The organism is Acetobacter conturbans, assembly GCF_011516755.1.
Taxonomy (GTDB): Bacteria; Pseudomonadota; Alphaproteobacteria; order Acetobacterales; family Acetobacteraceae; genus Acetobacter; species Acetobacter conturbans.
Map to the genome: position 1 here is coordinate 215,492 of NZ_WOSY01000002.1, position 17,526 is coordinate 233,017.

16 protein-coding genes are annotated in these 17,526 nt (G+C 60.1%); 11 read left to right on the forward strand and 5 right to left on the reverse strand.

Translation table 11 applies throughout. The features are described from left to right. Window positions 1-220 precede the first annotated feature (220 nt). Complete coding sequence (locus tag GOB81_RS03050) at window positions 221-1,543, reverse strand: polysaccharide polymerase (RefSeq protein ID WP_173568885.1); 1,323 nt, start codon at window positions 1,541-1,543, stop codon at window positions 221-223. Window positions 1,544-1,858: 315 nt separating this feature from the next. After that, window positions 1,859-3,301 (reverse strand): argininosuccinate lyase, encoded by a 1,443-nt coding sequence (gene argH / locus GOB81_RS03055; RefSeq protein WP_173568995.1) that lies wholly within the window; start codon window positions 3,299-3,301, stop codon window positions 1,859-1,861. Between the two features lie 69 nt (window positions 3,302-3,370). On the opposite strand from argH, the gene GOB81_RS03060 reads away from it, so the two are divergent. From GOB81_RS03060 to GOB81_RS03080, 5 genes are all read left to right on the forward strand, one after another. After that, complete coding sequence (locus tag GOB81_RS03060; RefSeq protein WP_242010013.1) at window positions 3,371-3,895, forward strand: TlpA disulfide reductase family protein; 525 nt, start codon at window positions 3,371-3,373, stop codon at window positions 3,893-3,895. A gap of 27 nt (window positions 3,896-3,922) precedes the next feature. Next, the gene (locus GOB81_RS03065) at window positions 3,923-4,132 is read left to right on the forward strand and encodes a TOBE domain-containing protein (protein ID WP_173568887.1); all 210 of its coding nucleotides are present in this window, start codon (window positions 3,923-3,925) and stop codon (window positions 4,130-4,132) included. A 280-nt stretch (window positions 4,133-4,412) separates the two neighbouring features. Further along, window positions 4,413-7,322: an isoleucine--tRNA ligase gene (gene ileS / locus GOB81_RS03070; RefSeq protein ID WP_173568888.1), complete on the forward strand. Its 2,910-nt coding sequence runs from the start codon at window positions 4,413-4,415 to the stop codon at window positions 7,320-7,322. Window positions 7,323-7,328: 6 nt separating this feature from the next. After that, complete coding sequence (gene lspA / locus GOB81_RS03075) at window positions 7,329-7,862, forward strand: signal peptidase II (protein WP_173568996.1); 534 nt, start codon at window positions 7,329-7,331, stop codon at window positions 7,860-7,862. An 11-nt stretch (window positions 7,863-7,873) separates the two neighbouring features. Beyond that, on the forward strand, window positions 7,874-8,410 hold the full coding sequence (locus tag GOB81_RS03080) for a DUF3035 domain-containing protein (protein WP_173568889.1): 537 nt from the start codon (window positions 7,874-7,876) through the stop codon (window positions 8,408-8,410). Between the two features lie 68 nt (window positions 8,411-8,478). Here GOB81_RS03080 and GOB81_RS03085 read toward each other — a convergent pair whose 3' ends face one another. Beyond that, window positions 8,479-9,909 carry a helix-turn-helix domain-containing protein gene (locus GOB81_RS03085; protein ID WP_173568890.1) on the reverse strand — a complete coding sequence of 477 codons (1,431 nt, stop codon included), beginning with the start codon at window positions 9,907-9,909 and terminating at the stop codon, window positions 8,479-8,481. Between the two features lie 133 nt (window positions 9,910-10,042). On the opposite strand from GOB81_RS03085, the gene aceA reads away from it, so the two are divergent. From aceA to GOB81_RS03105, 4 genes are all read left to right on the forward strand, one after another. After that, window positions 10,043-11,323 carry an isocitrate lyase gene (gene aceA / locus GOB81_RS03090; protein WP_173568891.1) on the forward strand — a complete coding sequence of 427 codons (1,281 nt, stop codon included), beginning with the start codon at window positions 10,043-10,045 and terminating at the stop codon, window positions 11,321-11,323. A 170-nt stretch (window positions 11,324-11,493) separates the two neighbouring features. Next, the gene (locus tag GOB81_RS03095; RefSeq protein ID WP_173568892.1) at window positions 11,494-13,713 is read left to right on the forward strand and encodes a malate synthase G; all 2,220 of its coding nucleotides are present in this window, start codon (window positions 11,494-11,496) and stop codon (window positions 13,711-13,713) included. Window positions 13,714-13,928: 215 nt separating this feature from the next. After that, window positions 13,929-14,345 (forward strand): CidA/LrgA family protein, encoded by a 417-nt coding sequence (locus GOB81_RS03100; protein ID WP_173568893.1) that lies wholly within the window; start codon window positions 13,929-13,931, stop codon window positions 14,343-14,345. A 2-nt stretch (window positions 14,346-14,347) separates the two neighbouring features. Further along, window positions 14,348-15,091 (forward strand): LrgB family protein, encoded by a 744-nt coding sequence (locus tag GOB81_RS03105; RefSeq protein WP_173568894.1) that lies wholly within the window; start codon window positions 14,348-14,350, stop codon window positions 15,089-15,091. Window positions 15,092-15,427: 336 nt separating this feature from the next. On the opposite strand, the gene mscL is transcribed toward GOB81_RS03105, so the two are convergent. Next, the gene (gene mscL / locus GOB81_RS03110) at window positions 15,428-15,895 is read right to left on the reverse strand and encodes a large-conductance mechanosensitive channel protein MscL (protein ID WP_173568895.1); all 468 of its coding nucleotides are present in this window, start codon (window positions 15,893-15,895) and stop codon (window positions 15,428-15,430) included. A 284-nt stretch (window positions 15,896-16,179) separates the two neighbouring features. Here mscL and rpmE point away from each other — a divergent pair, with 284 nt between their 5' ends. Further along, on the forward strand, window positions 16,180-16,407 hold the full coding sequence (rpmE, locus tag GOB81_RS03115) for a 50S ribosomal protein L31 (RefSeq protein ID WP_173568896.1): 228 nt from the start codon (window positions 16,180-16,182) through the stop codon (window positions 16,405-16,407). Between the two features lie 270 nt (window positions 16,408-16,677). Next, window positions 16,678-17,253 carry a DUF1013 domain-containing protein gene (locus tag GOB81_RS03120; RefSeq protein WP_173568897.1) on the forward strand — a complete coding sequence of 192 codons (576 nt, stop codon included), beginning with the start codon at window positions 16,678-16,680 and terminating at the stop codon, window positions 17,251-17,253. 60 nt (window positions 17,254-17,313) lie between these two features. On the opposite strand, the gene GOB81_RS03125 is transcribed toward GOB81_RS03120, so the two are convergent. Further along, window positions 17,314-17,484, reverse strand: a complete 171-nt coding sequence (locus GOB81_RS03125) for a YdcH family protein (RefSeq protein WP_173568898.1) — start codon at window positions 17,482-17,484, stop codon at window positions 17,314-17,316. Window positions 17,485-17,526 lie beyond the last annotated feature (42 nt).

Consider the following 17,526-nt stretch of genomic DNA (forward strand, 5'->3'; position numbering starts at 1 on the left):
GTTTTCCAACAAAAGCAGGAAAGCACCGTGCCATGAATAATGCGCGGTAGTGCAGCGTCTGTTTCAAACAGCTCTATCCTGAACGGGAACGTCCTGATGGGGCGCGACACCGACGTGCGCTCCTGAAGACTAAAACGGACCGGCCATATGCGCCGTCAAAGCCTCGAAGCGCAGGCAACCCGCATCGGATCGCCCGCAGAACGCTGTTGAAACAGACCTCTTAGCGAAAGGCTGGCTGCCGTTTCAGGCTGTTCGTCCACCCGCTCAGGGTTGCTCTCTCGGCTCCCTTGCGCCTCCCGCCTGTATCGAGAACGCCATACAGAAACCAGACAAGAGAACCGGTCTTGATCGTCGCGGCATTGGCGCCGATGCAGAGGGAGGTGGCGAAATAGACCGCGAGCATCGTTTTCATGATGACCGCTTCACGGCTTCCATTCTTGTGGAAGGCAAAAATGAAAAACAGCAGCACCGACAGCGGCGCACCCAGATTATTGCACAGATAGGCGTATCCCGTGTCCGCCGTATAAACGGGTGACGCGGCGAAGGCGAACCACGGCGCCAGACCCCAGTCGTCCAGCAAGCGTCCTGAAAACAGCAGGCGACCTTTCAGATCATCAACCAGAATACTGGGGTGGACGCCCGGAATTTCAAACATGGACCCGACCATTGTCAGCACCGTCATGATCAGGATGGGCATGCAGAAGACAAGCAGCGAAGACCGTACGAAAGGCGTCATGCGGATCAGCACCATCAGGAAACAGCAGCCTGTGGCAAAACGTGAATCCGTCAGGATGATGCAGAGAAAGCCAAGCATCAGCAGGATGATCGGTCGCTCACCCTTCTTGTTTTTCCATATGCTTAACCCCCACGCAAAAACGATCGTGGCGAAGTTGCCCATCGAAACAGGTTCGAGGAACACCGAAGCAACACGCACGGAGCCAAGGATGGAGGGAAAGTATGTTCTCGCATCAGCGCCACGATTACCGCTCACAAACGATGTGGTATTCGAGTAATTGATGACGTCGGCGCCGAGTGCTCCCTTGTCTACATAATACTTCCAGACATTGAAAAACTGGCCGTAAGTAGAAAAAGCGAACAGCTCGAAGAAACCGAAGAGCAGCACCAGAACCATGACAATATTCATGGTTTTTCTGGCGGTTACCATGGAAGCCGCCGTGCCCAGCAGATAAAAAATATACGGAATCCACAGGTCGTGGAGGATCTTGAGGCTGGCCGCCGGATTGATGAGATGGGCTCCCACCACATAACCAGAGATGATGAGCGACAGGATGACCGCCATCGAACTCATGCTGCGGCGAATGTACCAGGTTGCCGCAAGAATGATCAGGAGTTCAGCAAGGGCAACGCTTGAACTCGACGCGTGCAGGATGCCTTTCGTGTCGAGGAAGCACAAAAGCGGATTGAACATGACCGAGGCTATGACAAGCCATTTACCCGCCATGCTACCCACGGACGTGGCGTCATCCGCATGGGAAAACTCTAGGCGGGCGCTATCGGCTGGCTGAGAAACGGCGGCGGTCATGGCATCTCACAGGCAATCAGGCGGAACCGGGAGGCACCATAAGCCTCGCGGTCTGGCAGGCACATTCCCGAGCAATAGAACGACCACATCACGAAGGCCAGCAATCCGTCAAAATCAGGAAACTGGCTTTTTCTGTGAAATGACGGGACCGGCTCCCCCTGAAAAGGCCATTACGCTCTCAATCCGGCGCAGGATATGTCCGCGGATACGTTACTTCGCTGGCTGGGCCCGGGTGATGGGGCGTCCCCTTCTTGCCACAGGCCGCCAGAGGGAGCGCCATGCACACCAGAATCAGTAAGACCGTTCCACGCCGGATCATGCTGCGGATTCCCCTTTACCGAGGCGACTGAGCCATCCTTCGGCCTCACGCCGCACGTTGCTGCCTGCCGTACCGCCTTCGCTGGTGCGTGAGGCGATGGAAGCTTCCACGGTCAGAACCGAATAGATGTCCTGCGTGATGCCGGGCTCGACCGACTGCATCTCGGCAAGACTCAAATCGGACAGGTCCACGCCCTTCTCTTCCGCCAACGCCACCAGTCGACCGGTGACATGATGCGCCGTGCGGAAAGGCACCTTGAGAACGCGGACAAGCCAGTCAGCGAGATCCGTGGCCGTGGAGAAGCCGGACCCGGCAAATTTGAGCATCTGCTGCGTGTTGGCCGTCAGGTCGCGCACCATGCCATCACAGGCCGCAAGTGTGAGCGCCATCGCTTCCGTCGCCTCGAACACAGGAACCTTGTCCTCCTGCATGTCCTTGGCATAGGCCAGCGGCAGACCTTTCATCACGGTCAGCAGGCTCACCATCGAACCCAGCACCCGCCCGACCTTAGCACGTGCCAGTTCGGCGGCGTCGGGATTGCGCTTCTGCGGCATGATGGACGAGCCCGTTGTGAAGGCGTCCGACAAACGGATGAAGCTGAATGGTGACGAGCACCAGATGACGATCTCTTCCGCGAAACGGGAAAGATGCATCGCCATGATGGAAAGCGCCGAGAGATATTCCAGTGCGAAATCACGGTCCGACACGGAATCCAGCGAATTGGCTGTGGGGCGGTCGAAACCAAGGGCCGCCGCTGTCATCTTGCGGTCGATGGGAAAAGACGTTCCGGCGAGGGCTGCCGAGCCGAGCGGGCACTCGTTCAGACGCTTGCGGGCATCGGCCAGACGGCTGCGATCACGCGACAGCATCTCCACATAGGCCAGCAGGTGATGGCCGAACGTGACCGGTTGCGCTGTCTGGAGATGGGTGAAGCCGGGCATCGCCGTATCGGCGTATTCCAGAGCTCGCGTGGCCAGTGAGCGCATCAGCGCCTCGACCTGCCCGCCAATTCCGTCGATGGCGTCACGCACCCAGAGGCGGAAATCCGTCGCCACCTGATCGTTGCGGGAACGACCGGTGTGCAGACGCTTGCCTGCCTCGCCGATCCGGTCGCTCAGACGCGCTTCGATGTTCATGTGGATGTCTTCGAGCGCCTCGTCGAAAGGAAAGCTCCCTGCCTCGATCTCCGCGCCGATTTCGGTCAGGCCGCGCTTGATGGCGGCTTCATCGTCGGCACTGATGATGCCGACCTTCTTCAGCATGGCCGCATGAGCCAGCGACCCGGCGATATCCTGCCGCCACATCACCTTGTCGAAGCCTATGGAGGCGTTGATCTCGCGCATGATGGCTGACGGCCCGCCTGCGAACCGGCCGCCCCACTGCACATTTGCGCCACCCTCGACCGGCTTGCCCGTTACGCCCTGCTCGTCCACACTCATCAAATGCCTCAACATCACCTTCGCCGCCGCGTCCCGTCCGCGAAACTGCGGCGGCGTTCTATTCTTCTGATGGCTGGCACCCTAATGGCAGGCATGATGCCGCGCAAACGCCTTCACGCGCAGGGGGCCACCGCCGAACCGTTTCCGCCCTCGGGGCTGGAGCGCTCACCGGCGCAGATGATGCCCGACGAACTCTTCACCGACGCTGATGGAATCGAGCATCGGCTGGCGGATTTTCGCGGGCGTCCGGTCATTGTGCATCTCTGGGCAACCTGGTGCGGGCCGTGCGTGAAGGAACTCCCTGCCCTCGCCGCCCTGAAGCCGCCGCTTGAAGCCAGCGGCATCGCTCTTCTGCCTGTGGCTGTGGATCATCGTGGTGTCGAAGTGGTGAAACCGTTTCTTGAAAAGTTGAAACTCGATACGTTCGACACCTTCTATGATCAGAGGCGGGCCATCCCGGCCAGTCTGGAGGAAGAGACGCTACCGTTCACGCTGTTCCTTGACAGGCAAGGCATGCTGATCTGCAGGCATCCCGGTCCGCTTCTGTGGAGCGCGCCGGATGCGTTGCCTTCCCTCCTTCACCTGATGACCTGATGACCTGATGACCTGAAAGGCCACGCCATGAAACTCAGTGCACGCAACCAGATCCCCGGAACCATTGTCGCCATCGAAAAAGGCGCGACGACCTCCCACGTCAGCATCGACATTGGTGGAAAGACCGTCATGGCCGCCATCACCAACGAAGCCGTCGCGGATCTTGCACTGACCGTGGGCAAGACCGCCTACGCCGTGATCAAGGCCTCGGACGTGATGGTCGGCGTGGAAGACTGAGAGGTCTTTTCGAAGGCTCTCCACTGCGCGGAAATGCTCTGATGGGGCGCGACCGGCGCGTGTTTTTGAGCCCTGAAGCGGAACGGCCATCCGGGCCGTGAGCAGCGAATGGCAGAAAACACGCGCCGGATTGTCAGCCGGGAGCTTTCGGCGCAGCCGCCAGAGCACGCGCTCTGACCTTGACCGCGTCCATTGGTCCTCTCCATAACGTCCTGTCCTTTCAGAAAAAGGGCGGGACGGCAGTCCTTCATGAATTTCAGCTGATGACCAAGCAGGTACGATGACCGGATCGGACAACACGAACACGAGCAACGGCGCAGCCGACGGTTATCGCGAAACCGTTTTCCTGCCCACCACCTCTTTTCCCATGCGCGGCAACCTGCCGAAGCGTGAGCCCGACCTGCTCGCCCGCTGGAAAGAGATGGACCTCGACGGCAAAATTCTGGCCGCAAGCGAGGGTAAGCCGCTTTTCGTGCTGCATGATGGCCCTCCGTATGCCAACGGCAACCTGCATATCGGTCACGCGCTGAACAAGATTCTGAAGGATGTGATCAACCGCAGCCACCGGATGGCCGGGTTCGCCGTGCATTACGTCCCCGGCTGGGACTGTCACGGCCTGCCCATCGAGTGGAAGGTCGAGGAAGAATACCGCAAGGCCAAGCGCGACAAGGATTCGATTCCGGTCCTCCAGTTCCGCGCCGAATGCCGCGCATGGGCTGCGAAATGGCTCGACGTGCAGATGAGCGAGTTCCAGCGCCTCGGCGTGCAGGGCGAGTGGGGTCGCCGCTATTCGACGATGGATTACAGCTCCGAAGCGGCCATCGCCGGGGAAATCGGTCGTTTCCTGCTGAATGGCGCGCTCTATCGCGGCTTGCGTCCGGTTATGTGGAGCCCGGTCGAAAAGACCGCTCTTGCAGAAGCCGAGATCGAGTATCACGACCATAAATCCACGACGATCTACGTCGCTTTCCCGATCGTCTCCGACCCGACTTCGGCGGAAGCGCTCCACGGCGTCTCGGCGGTCATCTGGACGACAACCGCGTGGACCATCCCGGCCAACCGCGCGATCGTCTATAATCCCGAAATCACCTATGTGGTGATGCGTGTGGACGAGACCGACGCCAGCGCACTTGCGGCTCCCGGCGAAAAACTGCTGGTCGCAGAACGGCTTGTGGAACAGGTTTGCAAGGATTGCGGCATCCTTGCCCACCATATCCTCTACACCATGCCCGGCTCGGCACTGAACGGAGCCATCGCGGCGCATCCGCTGCGCGGTCAGGGCTACGATTTTGACGTGCCGCTGCTCCCCGCCGACTATGTCACCGACGATGCAGGCACGGGTCTTGTCCACAACGCTCCCGCACATGGCGAGGATGACTTCGCCGTCGCACGCGCCAACGGGATCGAGATTCCGGAACTCGTCGCCGATGATGGCCGCTATGTCGAATGGGTGCCGCTTTTTGCTGGCACACACGTCTTCAAGGCCGCGGATCCGGTCTGCGATGCTCTGACAGGTGTGATGAAACAGGCGGTGGCAACCGGCGCTCCGGCCTGCGGACTGCTGGCGCGCGGCGAGATCGTTCACTCCTATCCGCACTCTTGGCGCTCGCGGAAACCGATCATCTTCCGGGCTACGCCGCAATGGTTCATCCGCATGGATGGCGAGACGCAGATCCGTGAAAAGGCATTGAAGGCGCTGGATGACGTCACGTTCGTCCCGGCGCAGGCGCGTAATCGCCTGACCTCGATGGTCGAGGATCGCCCCGACTGGTGCATTTCGCGGCAGCGTGCATGGGGTGTGCCCATCGCGGTGTTCGTGAACAAACAGACCGGCGACGTCCTGCGTGATGAGGCCGTGATGGAGCGGATTGTCTCGGCGTTCCGCGAAGATGGCGCGGATGCATGGTACAGCAGCGATCCGTCCCGTTTCCTTGGCAACGAATACAATGCCGAGGATTTTGAACAGGTCTTTGATGTTGTCGATGTGTGGTTCGAGAGCGGTTCGACCCATTCTTTCGTACTGAATCTGCCCGGCCTCCGCTTCCCGGCGGATCTTTATCTGGAAGGATCGGACCAACATCGTGGCTGGTTCCAGTCCTCACTGCTGGAAAGTGTCGGCACACGTGGTGTCGCTCCCTATCGCACGCTCGTCACCAACGGCTTCGTGCTGGATGAGCAGGGCCGCAAGATGTCCAAGTCACTGGGTAATGTCGTTGCCCCGCAGGATGTGAACGACTCTCTGGGCACGGATATTTTGCGCCTCTGGGTCATGAACTCGGACACGAACGAAGACCTGCGCATCGGCAAGGAAATCCTCAAGCAGCAGGGCGAACTGTATCGCCGCCTGCGCAACACGCTGCGCTGGCTGCTCGGCGCGCTGGAGGGCTTCACCGAAGAAGAGGTGGTTCCTTACGAGGAGTTGCCGGAACTCGAAAAATGGGTACTGCACCGCCTGACCGAGTTCGACGACATGATCCGTCAGGCCGTGGAAACGCATGAATGGGTCGGGGTCTACCCTGCCCTGCACGGCTTCTGCACGACCGACCTGTCAGCGTTCTATTTCGATGTCCGCAAGGATGCGATTTACTGCGATGCGAAAGACAGTCCGCGTCGTCGGGCGGCGCGCACGGTTCTGGATGTGCTGCACCGTTGCCTCGCCACGTGGCTGGCCCCGGTTCTGGTGTTCACCGCCGACGATGCCTGGACATCGCGGTTCGGAGAGGACACCTCCGTACATCTCGAGAGCCTGCCGGTGCTGCCGGAGGTATGGAAAGACCCGGAACTGGCGGATCGCTGGAGCACGCTGCGTGCCGTTCGCCGCATCGTCACGACGGAGATCGAGGCAGCACGACGCTCCGGGAAGATCGGCTCCTCTCTTCAGGCGGCTGTCGAACTGCCGGTCTTCGAAGACCAGATGCAGTTGTTCGAAAATGTGGACTGGGCCGAACTCGCCATCGTCTCGCAGGCCGAACTTTCCGTCATCCCCGCCGAAGCTCCCAAAGCGGAGAACGGAACGGGCACCGGCGTGCCCTGCGGCGCTCCTGTCGTCACGGTTGCGGACGGGGAGAAATGCGAGCGCTGCTGGAAAGTGCTGCCGGAAGTCGGACAGAACGCCTCATATCCAACGCTGTGCGTGCGCTGCGCGGATGTGGTGGCAAGTGGTCTGGCCTGCTCCTCGACTGCCGGATAGGACATGATGCGCCTGCATTATCGTTCCCTTGCACTGGGTCTTTCCAGTGCAAGCGTGACCTTCCTGCTCGACCAGTTGTCAAAGCACTGGATTCTGTTCGATTTCCGACTGCCCGAAAAAGGCTCGGTGGCGATCTGCCCCGGCCTTAACTTCACGATGGTCTGGAATCACGCAATCACCTTCGGCATGTTCGGGGGTGCGGGTTCCGCAGGAAGAATAATTTTTTCCACGGTGTCGCTCGTCATCGTCGCCGGACTGCTGGCATGGATGGCGCGCACCCCCCGTCCGCTGATCGCCCTGCTGGCTGGAGCGATCACGGGAGGGGCGGTCGGCAACGTGCTGGACCGGCTGCGTTACGGAGCGGTGGTTGATTTCATCCACGCCCATGCCTTCGGCTGGTCCTGGTATGTGTTCAACGTCGCGGATGCGGCGATTGTGTGTAGTGTTATAGGTCTGATACTGGACAGTCTGTATCGCGAACGGCAGTGTCCCGCAGGGGACAGGACCCGGACGGTTGAACAGGGCCCCGGGGACAGGTGAGGCAGGATAGAATGCGAGTGATCGTCGGACTTCGACATGTGGCTCTCGGGCTGGGATTGGGCACGCTTCTGACGGGCTGCTCCGGTAGCGATATCAATCGTGCCTTCGGCCTGAAGCGCAGCGTACCGGACGAATATACGGTGACGACCCGCGCTCCGCTCTCCATGCCGCCCTCGACGGAACTGGTGAAGCCGGGGACGGGCGTGGACCATTCGCGTGACGAGAGCCAGCGTCTGCAGGCGCTAGAAACGCTTTCGCCGGATGTCGCGCTGCATGGCACGTCAGGCCCCGACAGTTCGGGCCAGACCATGCTCATCAATGAGGCGGGCGAAGCGTCGGAAGAGCCTGATCAGGGTGAACTCGGCAAGGCCGGCAGCGGCTATGTTGATGCGCTGCTCTTCTGGAAAGGTGGCGGCGCTGGTTCCGTTGTGGATGGCGATGCAGAAAACCGTCGTCTGAAGGCCAATGCCGCGCTGGGCAATGCACCGACAAAAGGTGCGACCCCGACGAAGAGCGCCAAGAAATCCAAGGTTCTCGGCGTTCTGTAACTTCTTCTCTGCATTATCGGCAGTGACTGGCGGCAGGGATTTCCCCTGCCGCTTTTTTTGTGGCCGCGTCACGGTCCTTCGAAGGGAATCGGGCGCAGGACGCGCTCATTCACATCAGGCGTCAGACGATGAGCCAGCGGGGGAAACGCACGCGAGCGGCAGTCTTCCCAGTCGCACAGGTGGCACGAAATGCCGATCGGCGTTGGTTTCGCATCCAGATTGAGGCGATCTGAATAGACCATTTCCCGTGCCCGGGAGATGTCGCAGCCAATGGTGACGGTCCGCATGGGACGAGGTTCCCCCCACCGTTGGGCCATACCTGTCTGGCTTCGCGCGACAGACAGAAAAGTCTGGCCGGTGGTGAAAGAAACCGTCTGCGTCCGGATGTGACCGGGTGTCGTAAACGCCGTGCACGCGTTCCACTGCGGGCAGGGATTACCCTGACGGGGAATCGGGAAACCGCAGGCTGAAAAACTTTTACTGATGTTGCCCGCAGGATCGGTTCGTACGAAGAAGAACGGGATTCCGCGTGCGCCCGGACGCTGGAGGCTGGCCAGTCTTTGCGCTGCCTGCTGATAGGACACGCCGAACCGCAGGCTGAGCACTTCGAGATCGTATCGACAGGATACGGCCGTATTCAGGAACCCCGCATAAGGCATCAGCAAAGCGGCGGCCGTGTAGTTCGTCAGTCCGATCTGGAGAAAGATACGGGCTTCGTCAGTGCTTGGGGCGACAGTGGTGAGAATCGATTCGATCGCCTCCCTCGCCTCGAACAGCATGAGCTGGAAGGCGAGCTGAAATCCCCGGCTTTCGCGCGGCAGCAGATCGGACAGTACGAGTTGTCGCGAGAGAGGATCGTAACGACGCAGAACATCTTCCACCGGCAGCACCTGCACGAGGACTTCGTGTTTCTGACGCAGCCGGGTGGCGACGGCGTGATTGACTTCCGCCTGAGGGAGAGCCTCCCCACGGGAAAAACCTATATCCTTGGCCATGTTCGCCCGGACGGAGTCGGCAACTTCTTCCAGTTCGGGAAAGTAATTGCGGTGTTCATCATAAATCCGGCGGACTTCCTCATGCGGCAGGATCAGGCGCTGCCCGCCGGGAAGAGCCAGAGCTTCGGCATCATGCCGGGCAGCCCGATAGGCCTGATGCAGCGACAGAATCGCCCGCGCAACGTGTGCCTGTGTGGCGACGGCTGAAATCTCGTGAGCAGCCCCCTCCATGTCATTACCCAGTTCGGGGTCCGACAATGCTTCACGAAGCTGGGCCTCCAGCTTCTGCTCCTCCGTCCCTGACAGCTCTTCGATGCTGACATCCAGCGCACGGGTGAATTTGATGAGCAGCGAGGCCGTCACACTTCGCTGATCGTGCTCGATCAGGTTCAGATAACTGGCGGAAATCCCCAGACGGGCGGCCAGCGCCTGCTGGGAAAGATCCCGCTCCTGCCGAAGGCGACGGACGATACGTCCTATCTGTGTAGAAGATGATCCCTTCATGACAATCTTTACAAATAAAGAGTAGTTTTTGTAAAACGATTTACAACATTCATATCACTCTGTTCCTTTCCTATGGAAGTAATAATCGAAAATGTCTTAACTGAAAACATCGCAAACCAGAAGGAACAACATCATGTCCGTTGCTGACATCGAAAAGTTCATCAGTGACAAAACCCGTTTCGCCGGAATCGAGCGCGACTACAGCGCGCAGGATGTGGCGAAGCTTTCCGGTTCGTTCACCGTCGAGCACACGATTGCACGGCTGGGTGCGGAGCGCCTCTGGAAGCTGCTTCATGAGGAGCCCTACATCAACTGCCTCGGTGCGCTGACCGGCAATCAGGCCATGCAGCAGGTCAAGGCGGGTCTCAAGGCCATCTACCTCTCCGGCTGGCAGGTTGCGGCGGATGCCAATCTGGCAGGCCAGATGTACCCCGATCAGTCGCTGTATCCGGCCAACTCCGTGCCGAACGTCGTAAGCCGCATCAACAATGCCTTACGCCGCTGTGATGAAATCGCGACTCTGGAAGGCAAGGGCGACAAGACCTACTGGATGGCGCCAATCGTGGCCGACGCAGAGGCAGGTTTCGGCGGCGCGCTGAACGTGTTCGAACTGATGCGCTCGATGATCGCAGCCGGTGCGGCCGGCGTTCACTTCGAGGATCAGCTCGCATCCGAGAAGAAGTGCGGTCACCTCGGCGGTAAGGTGCTGATCCCCATTTCGCAGCATCTGCGTTCGCTGAACTCCGCCCGTCTCGCTGCCGATGTCGAGCGCACGCCCACCCTGCTGGTCTGTCGCACGGACGCGCATTCCGCGCAGTTGCTCACCTCGGACGTGGACGAGCGCGACCGTCCGTTCCTCACCGGCGAGCGCACGGCGGAAGGCTTCTTCCGGATCAAGGAAGGTCTCGGTGTCGAATACGCCATCGCGCGTTGTGAAGCCTACGCGCCCTATGCCGACCTGCTGTGGTGGGAGACGTCCGAGCCGAACCTGAAGGAAGCCGAGCAGTTCGCCGAGGCGATCCACAAGAAGTTCCCCGGCAAGCTTCTGGCCTACAATTGCTCACCTTCTTTCAACTGGAAAAAGAAACTTTCGGAAAAGGAGATCGCCGAATACCAGAAAGCGCTCGGCAAGCTGGGCTACAAATACCAGTTCGTCACCCTCGCTGGTTTCCACGCACTGAACTTCTCCATGTTCCAGCTTGCCAAAGGCTACGCCGAGCGCGGTATGGCGGCCTACTCCGAGTTGCAGCAGGCCGAGTTCGCGGCGGAAGCGGACGGCTACACAGCAACCCGCCATCAGCGCGAAGTTGGTACAAGCTGGTTCGATGCGGTCGCCACCACGGCAAGCGGCGGAAAGTCCTCCACGACAGCCATGCACGGCTCCACCGAGCATGACCAGTTCAACCACCACTAACGCCTGAAACTCCTGCGCCGGGAGCCGATCCGGTGCAGGCCACGCCGCTCCCTGCGGAGACGGGCAGCGTGGGCGTCCTCATTTCACGAAGCGGCCGTGGCGGCCCCTCCCCCTATGCATCCAACAGAGGGGCATCCAGCAGGGTCCGCCACGGCTTCGGAGACACGATCATGACCACTCATATCCAGATTGAAGGCATCAGCGTCGATCCCGGTCTTCATGCCTTCGTCAACACCGAAGTTCTGCCGGAAACCGGCGTTTCGCCTGAGACGTTCTGGGCGGGACTGTCTGGTCTGGTCAACGAATTCGCCCCCCGGATTCACCACGCGCTTGCGCAGCGTGACCGGCTCCAGACGGCCATCGACAATTTCCTGATCGGCAGCAGCGGCACGGATATGCACCTCCGCACCCGCTTCATGCGCGAGATCGGTTATGTCGAGGAACTGCCACCGAAATTCACCGTCTCGACCCAGAACGTGGATGCCGAGATCGGGCGCATTGCCGGCCCGCAGCTCGTGGTGCCGGTCAATAATGCCCGTTACGCGCTGAACGCCGCCAATGCGCGGTGGGGCAGCCTGTATGACGCGCTCTACAGCACGGATGCGCTGCCACAGACGCCACCGTTCCAGTGCGGAACGACATACAGCCCGCTGCGGGGGCGCATCGTCGTGCGTCGCGCCAAGCTGTTTCTCGATGAAACCGTACCGCTGCTCATCGGCAGCCACGCCGACACGCTGTCCTACTATGTGCATCATGGCGAACTGCACGCGAAGCTCGAATGCGGCCGCACGACGGGACTGAAGCACCCGACGCAGTTCGCCGGTTTCTCCGGTTCGCCTTCCGAGCCAAAGACGGTGCTGTTCAGCAATCGCGGTTTGCACATCGAACTGAAGTTCGACCGCTCTTCCGCAGTCGGATCTGTCGACAAGGCCGGGGTTAGCGACGTAATCATCGAGTCCGCCATGAGCACGATCATGGACTGCGAGGACAGCGTCGCCGCCGTGGATGCGCAGGACAAGGTGCTGATCTATCGCAACTGGCTCGGCCTGATGCGCGGCACGCTGACCGCAGCCGTCCCCCGTGACGGCAAGGTGACGACGCGCACCCTTGCGCAGGATCGCAGCTACACCGCGCCGGACGGCTCACCTCTGACGCTGCATGGGCGCAGCCTGCTGCTGGTTCGCACGGTCGGGCATCACATGTTCACCGACATGGTGCTGGACGCCGACGGCAAGGAGGCACCAGAAGGCATCGTTGACGCAGCCATCCTGTCCGCCGTCGCCCTGCACGATCTCCGTGGCAACAGCTCCATCCGCAACAGCCGCATGGGATCGGTCTATCTTGTTCGTCCGAAGATGCACGGCTCGCTGGAAGTCGGCCTTTCGGATGCCATTTTCAGCCGCGTGGAGGACATTCTTTCCCTGCCCCGCAACACGCTGAAGATGGGCATCATGGACGAGGAGCGCCGGACGAGCTGCAACCTCGCCGCCTGCATCAATGCGGCCCGTGAGCGTGTCTTTTTCATCAACACCGGCTTCCTCGACCGGACGGGTGACGAGATCCACACCTGCATGAAAGCCGGAGCCGTTGTGCGGAAGGGTGACATGAAGAAGGAGCCCTGGATCCGAGCCTACGAGCAGCGCAACGTCGCCATCGGGCTGGAGTGCGGGCTTGGCATCGGGCCACGTGGTCACGGACAGATCGGCAAGGGCATGTGGGCGATCCCCGACCGGATGGCCGACATGCTGGAACAGAAAGGCGCGCAGATGCGGGCGGGTGCCAGCACAGCGTGGGTGCCGTCTCCGGTCGCGGCGACCCTGCACGCCCTGCATTATCATCAGGTGGACGTGGTGGAGGTCCAGAAGGAGCTCAAATATCACGCACCCCTACCGATGGAGGACCTGCTCTCCCTGCCGCTCGCTCAAGGTGCGCACTGGTCGGAAGAGGAAATTGCCGCGGAACTCGACACCAATCTCCAGAGCATCCTCGGTTACGTGGTGCGCTGGGTGGATATGGGCATTGGCTGCTCCAGGGTGCCTGACCTGAACAATGTCGGGCTGATGGAAGACCGCGCCACGCTACGCATTTCCTCTCAGCATGTGGCGAACTGGCTGATGCACGGCGTGGTGTCGGAGGCGCAGGTCGAAGCGGCGCTCATCCGCATGGCCCGGCTGGTTGACGAGCAGAATCAGGATGAGGCGGGCTACATTCCGCTCTCCACCCATCAGGATGGTCCCGCGTTCATGGCGGCCCGCGAACTGGTGTTCGACGGTGCGCGCCAGCCGAACGGCTACACGGAAACCATCCTCCACAGACGACGCAGGGAGGCCAAGCGCCGCTACTGCATCGAAGGGGTCACGCATGAGGATATGGAGTTCGCCGCCGACTGACGGCAGCTTCCCTCCCCATGTGTGGCAGACCGCCGCACGGAGTTCCGGCCGGTTCCCGGGTCGGCCGGAACGCCCGCGCAAATGTGGTTTGCCAGTCATAACGTTGCGGGCAACATGAAGGCCCGCAACTCGTTTGCAGACCGGGGCGGCAGGGCACCCGCAACACGGCTTTTCCAGTGCGGGTGGCCCATACGCCTCCAACAAGAAGAAAAGCCATGCCGGAAGCCTTCCTCACCCTGATCCTGTTTCAGCTTCTGGGGTCAGCGCTCCAGATGGTCCTGCATCTGCCGGTTCCGGGACCGGTCATCGGCATGTTCCTCCTCGCCGCCGCTCTCTTGTGGAAACGGAAGCGAACACAGCCAGCGGACAGGGCAGTCTCCTCATTCGATTCCCCTGCCCTGTCCTCGCTTTCGCGTGCCCTGATCGCCTGTCTCGGCCTGCTGTTCGTGCCTGCCGGTGTTGGGCTGGTTACACAGCTTCCCGTTCTGGCGGCCAATGCGCTCCCCATCGCGGCGGCTCTGTTTGGCTCGACTGTTCTGGGGCTGATGGTGACGGCTTTCGTCATGCACAAGGCGACGCATGACGGGCCCGCTCCCGAGCGTATTCCCGATACCGGCGGACAGGTGCTCTGACGATGCACACCATTTCTCATGTCTTTCATCAGATCTATGCGCGGTTCCTGCCCGAGCCGAATATGGAATCCCTGTTCTGGCTGAGCCTCACGCTGGCTGTCTTCGCCGTGGGCGTCCGGTTGCAGATCCGACTGGGACGCGCGCCGTGGGCCAACCCCGTGCTGTTCGCCATAGGCTTTGTCGCGCTGGCTCTTGTCGCAACGGAAACCCCCTATGCTAAATATTTTGAGTCAGTGAAAATCATCAACTTTCTGCTCGGTCCGGCAACGGTCGCACTGGCCATTCCTCTGGCGGATTCAATCAGGCTCGTCACACGCAGCCTTCCGGCCATGACCCTCGCACTGCTGGCAGGATCGGTGACTTCCGTCGTTAGCGGCATCCTGATCGTCATGCTGCTGGGCGGTTCGCACGAGGTGGCGCTTTCCATGGCACCCAAGGCGGTGACGACCCCGATCGCCATCGCCATCACCACACAGATCGGCGGCATTCCGGCTCTGACGGCGGCTTTCGCCATTCTGGGCGGAATCATTGCGGCGATGATCGGTGAGGCAACGTTGCGGCGGATGGGCATCACGGACTGGCGTGCGCACGGACTGGCTGCCGGCATTGCGGGCAGCGGGATCGCGGCGGCTCAGGTGGCGCAGCGCGACCCGGTGGGAGCGGCGTTCGCGGCGCTGGGGATTGGGCTCAACGGGCTGGTCACGGCGCTCATCGTGCCGCTGATCCTATATTTTATTGCGGGGTAAGGTTTTATTCCGGCTCGTGTTACAGAAATACGAAGGTCGCCAATGGAAAACAATGAGCCCTGATATTTTGCAGTTAGAGGCTGTTTCAAAAGCTCTCTGCTGAATGCGACCGTCCCTGAGAGTGAGTGCGACCGGTATAGGTTTTTGAGCATTGAAGCGAAATAGTCATGCGGGCAGTGATCACCGGAGTGCAGAAAAAGCGCGCCGGATCGCCAGAAGAGAGCTTTTGAAACAGCTTCTTAAATATTGATCTGAAAACCATCGATAACGACTGATCCCGGGCAATAAAAAAGGGGAGCATATGCTCCCCTTTTTCGTGTCAGATCACCGACAAACTCAGCCGTGTGTCTGCTGTTCCTTGACGAGAACGTCGCGGATATCCTGCAGCAGCAGTTCGCTCTTTGTCGGAGCTGCCGGCGCGGCCGGCGCCTCTGCCTGCGTGCTGTGCAGCTTGGAGATCAGACGCACCATCCAGAAGATGACAATGGCGACGATCAGGAACTGGATGACCGCGTTCAGGAACACGCCATAGTTGATGGTGACAGCACCAGCTTTCTGAGCTGCATCAAGCGTCGGCTCGATCGGGCCCTTCAGCGTGACGAAGAGGTTGCTGAAGTCGATGCCGCCTGTGGCAAGACCCAGAACCGGGTTGAAAACGTCCTTGACGAGGCTGTTCACGATTGCCGTGAAGGCCGCGCCGATGATCACACCGACGGCCATGTCAACGACATTGCCACGCATGATGAAGGCCTTGAAATCGCCCACCCAGCCCGGGGTGTGCACAGCCAGCTTTTTGTCTGCCATAGTATCCTCAAAAGATTGATGTAAGGCGTCTTTATCGGTTTTCCTTGCCTCTTTTCAACAATAGTTTAACTCAATGGCAACAAATTGGCAGGGAGTGCGGTAATTTTACCGTTTTCTTTATGTGAGACTGTTCGTGAACCCTATTTAGCGCGGGGCGATACGGAGAAGACAAGAAAAAACGCCGGTTCCCCGCCAATGGCATTGCCAGTCAGGAACGATCCCCTTATATACGCGCCACCCGTCCCGGTCGGCATCGGGACCATATTTCTGCGGAAAGCCTTGACATGAAACAGAATATCCATCCCGACTACCACGAAATCACCGTCATCATGACCGATGGCACCGAGTACACGACCCATTCCTGCATGGGGTCGGCCGGTGACACGCTGCGTCTCGACATTGATCCGAAGTCCCATCCCGCGTGGACCGGCGTGCAGCGCATGATCGACAGCGGAGGCCAGGTGGCGAAGTTCAACAAGCGTTTCGCTGGCATCGGCAAGCGCAACTCCTAAAACGGCTTTCCGCCACGCGGAGCAGATTGCTCCGCCAGCGAAGTGTAAACCCTGCGCGCCTATGGCCGCAGGGTTTTTCTTTGACGGCAAAGCACTTCCGGAATTTTTCGTTGTTTTTGGCTTGACCCCGCCCGGTTGCACCGTCATTACCGTTTCTGAAGAGCGCGCCGGCAGGCACGCAGGGTCTGGCCTCAACAGCCCAGCCCGTAACAAGCCGATCCCGGTGCCTGCGTGAGCGCCAAGAAACCTCGCAGCACACAGGATCGATCGATGAGCACGCTTCCCCTTATGCCCAAAGCGACGGCCGTCTGGCTGATCGAGAAGACTGCCCTGACCTTCAGTCAGGTGGCGGAGTTCTGTGGCATGCATCCCCTTGAAGTGCAGGCCATCGCCGATGGCGAAGTGGCACAGGGAATCGTTGGATATGACCCGGTGGCCAACCATCAGGTCTCGGCTGCTGAAATTACCCGCTGCGAGGGCGACACCAACGCCAAGCTGAAGCTGCTGTCCTCGAACAACCCCGTGAAGCGCCGCGCCAAAGGCGCTCGCTATACGCCGGTTGCCCGACGCAATGATCGTCCTGACGGCATTGCATTCCTGCTGCGCAATTTTCCGCAGATTCAGGATCAGCAGATCTCCAAGCTGCTTGGCACGACAAAAGAGACGATTGCCAAGGTGCGCGACCGCCAGCATTGGAATAGCCAGAACATCAAGCCGCGTGATCCGGTGACGCTTGGTCTGTGCAGCCAGATGGACCTGAATGCCGCCCTTTCGGCAGCGAATGAACGCCTGACACGCGACGGGCAGGAAGTGCCTGCCCCGGTGATGATCGGCGGCGACGAGTAAGCAGGCAACAGAGAGCCTCACCCTGCTGAAATGCAGGGGAGGTTCCTATTGTGTGGGATATCAGGAAATGGTCCGCAAACGGTCCATTTCCTCTTTCACACGGAGTTTCTGCAACTTCAGACGCATGAGAACACGCTGGTCTGGCATCGGACGGACCCCTTCATCATGGATTTTTGCGTCCAGGGCGGAATGGCGACGGCTGAGGCTGTCGAGACGTGGCTGCATGCTCATTGGTTCACTTCTCCGTCTTGATGGTTGCGACAAAATAACGGT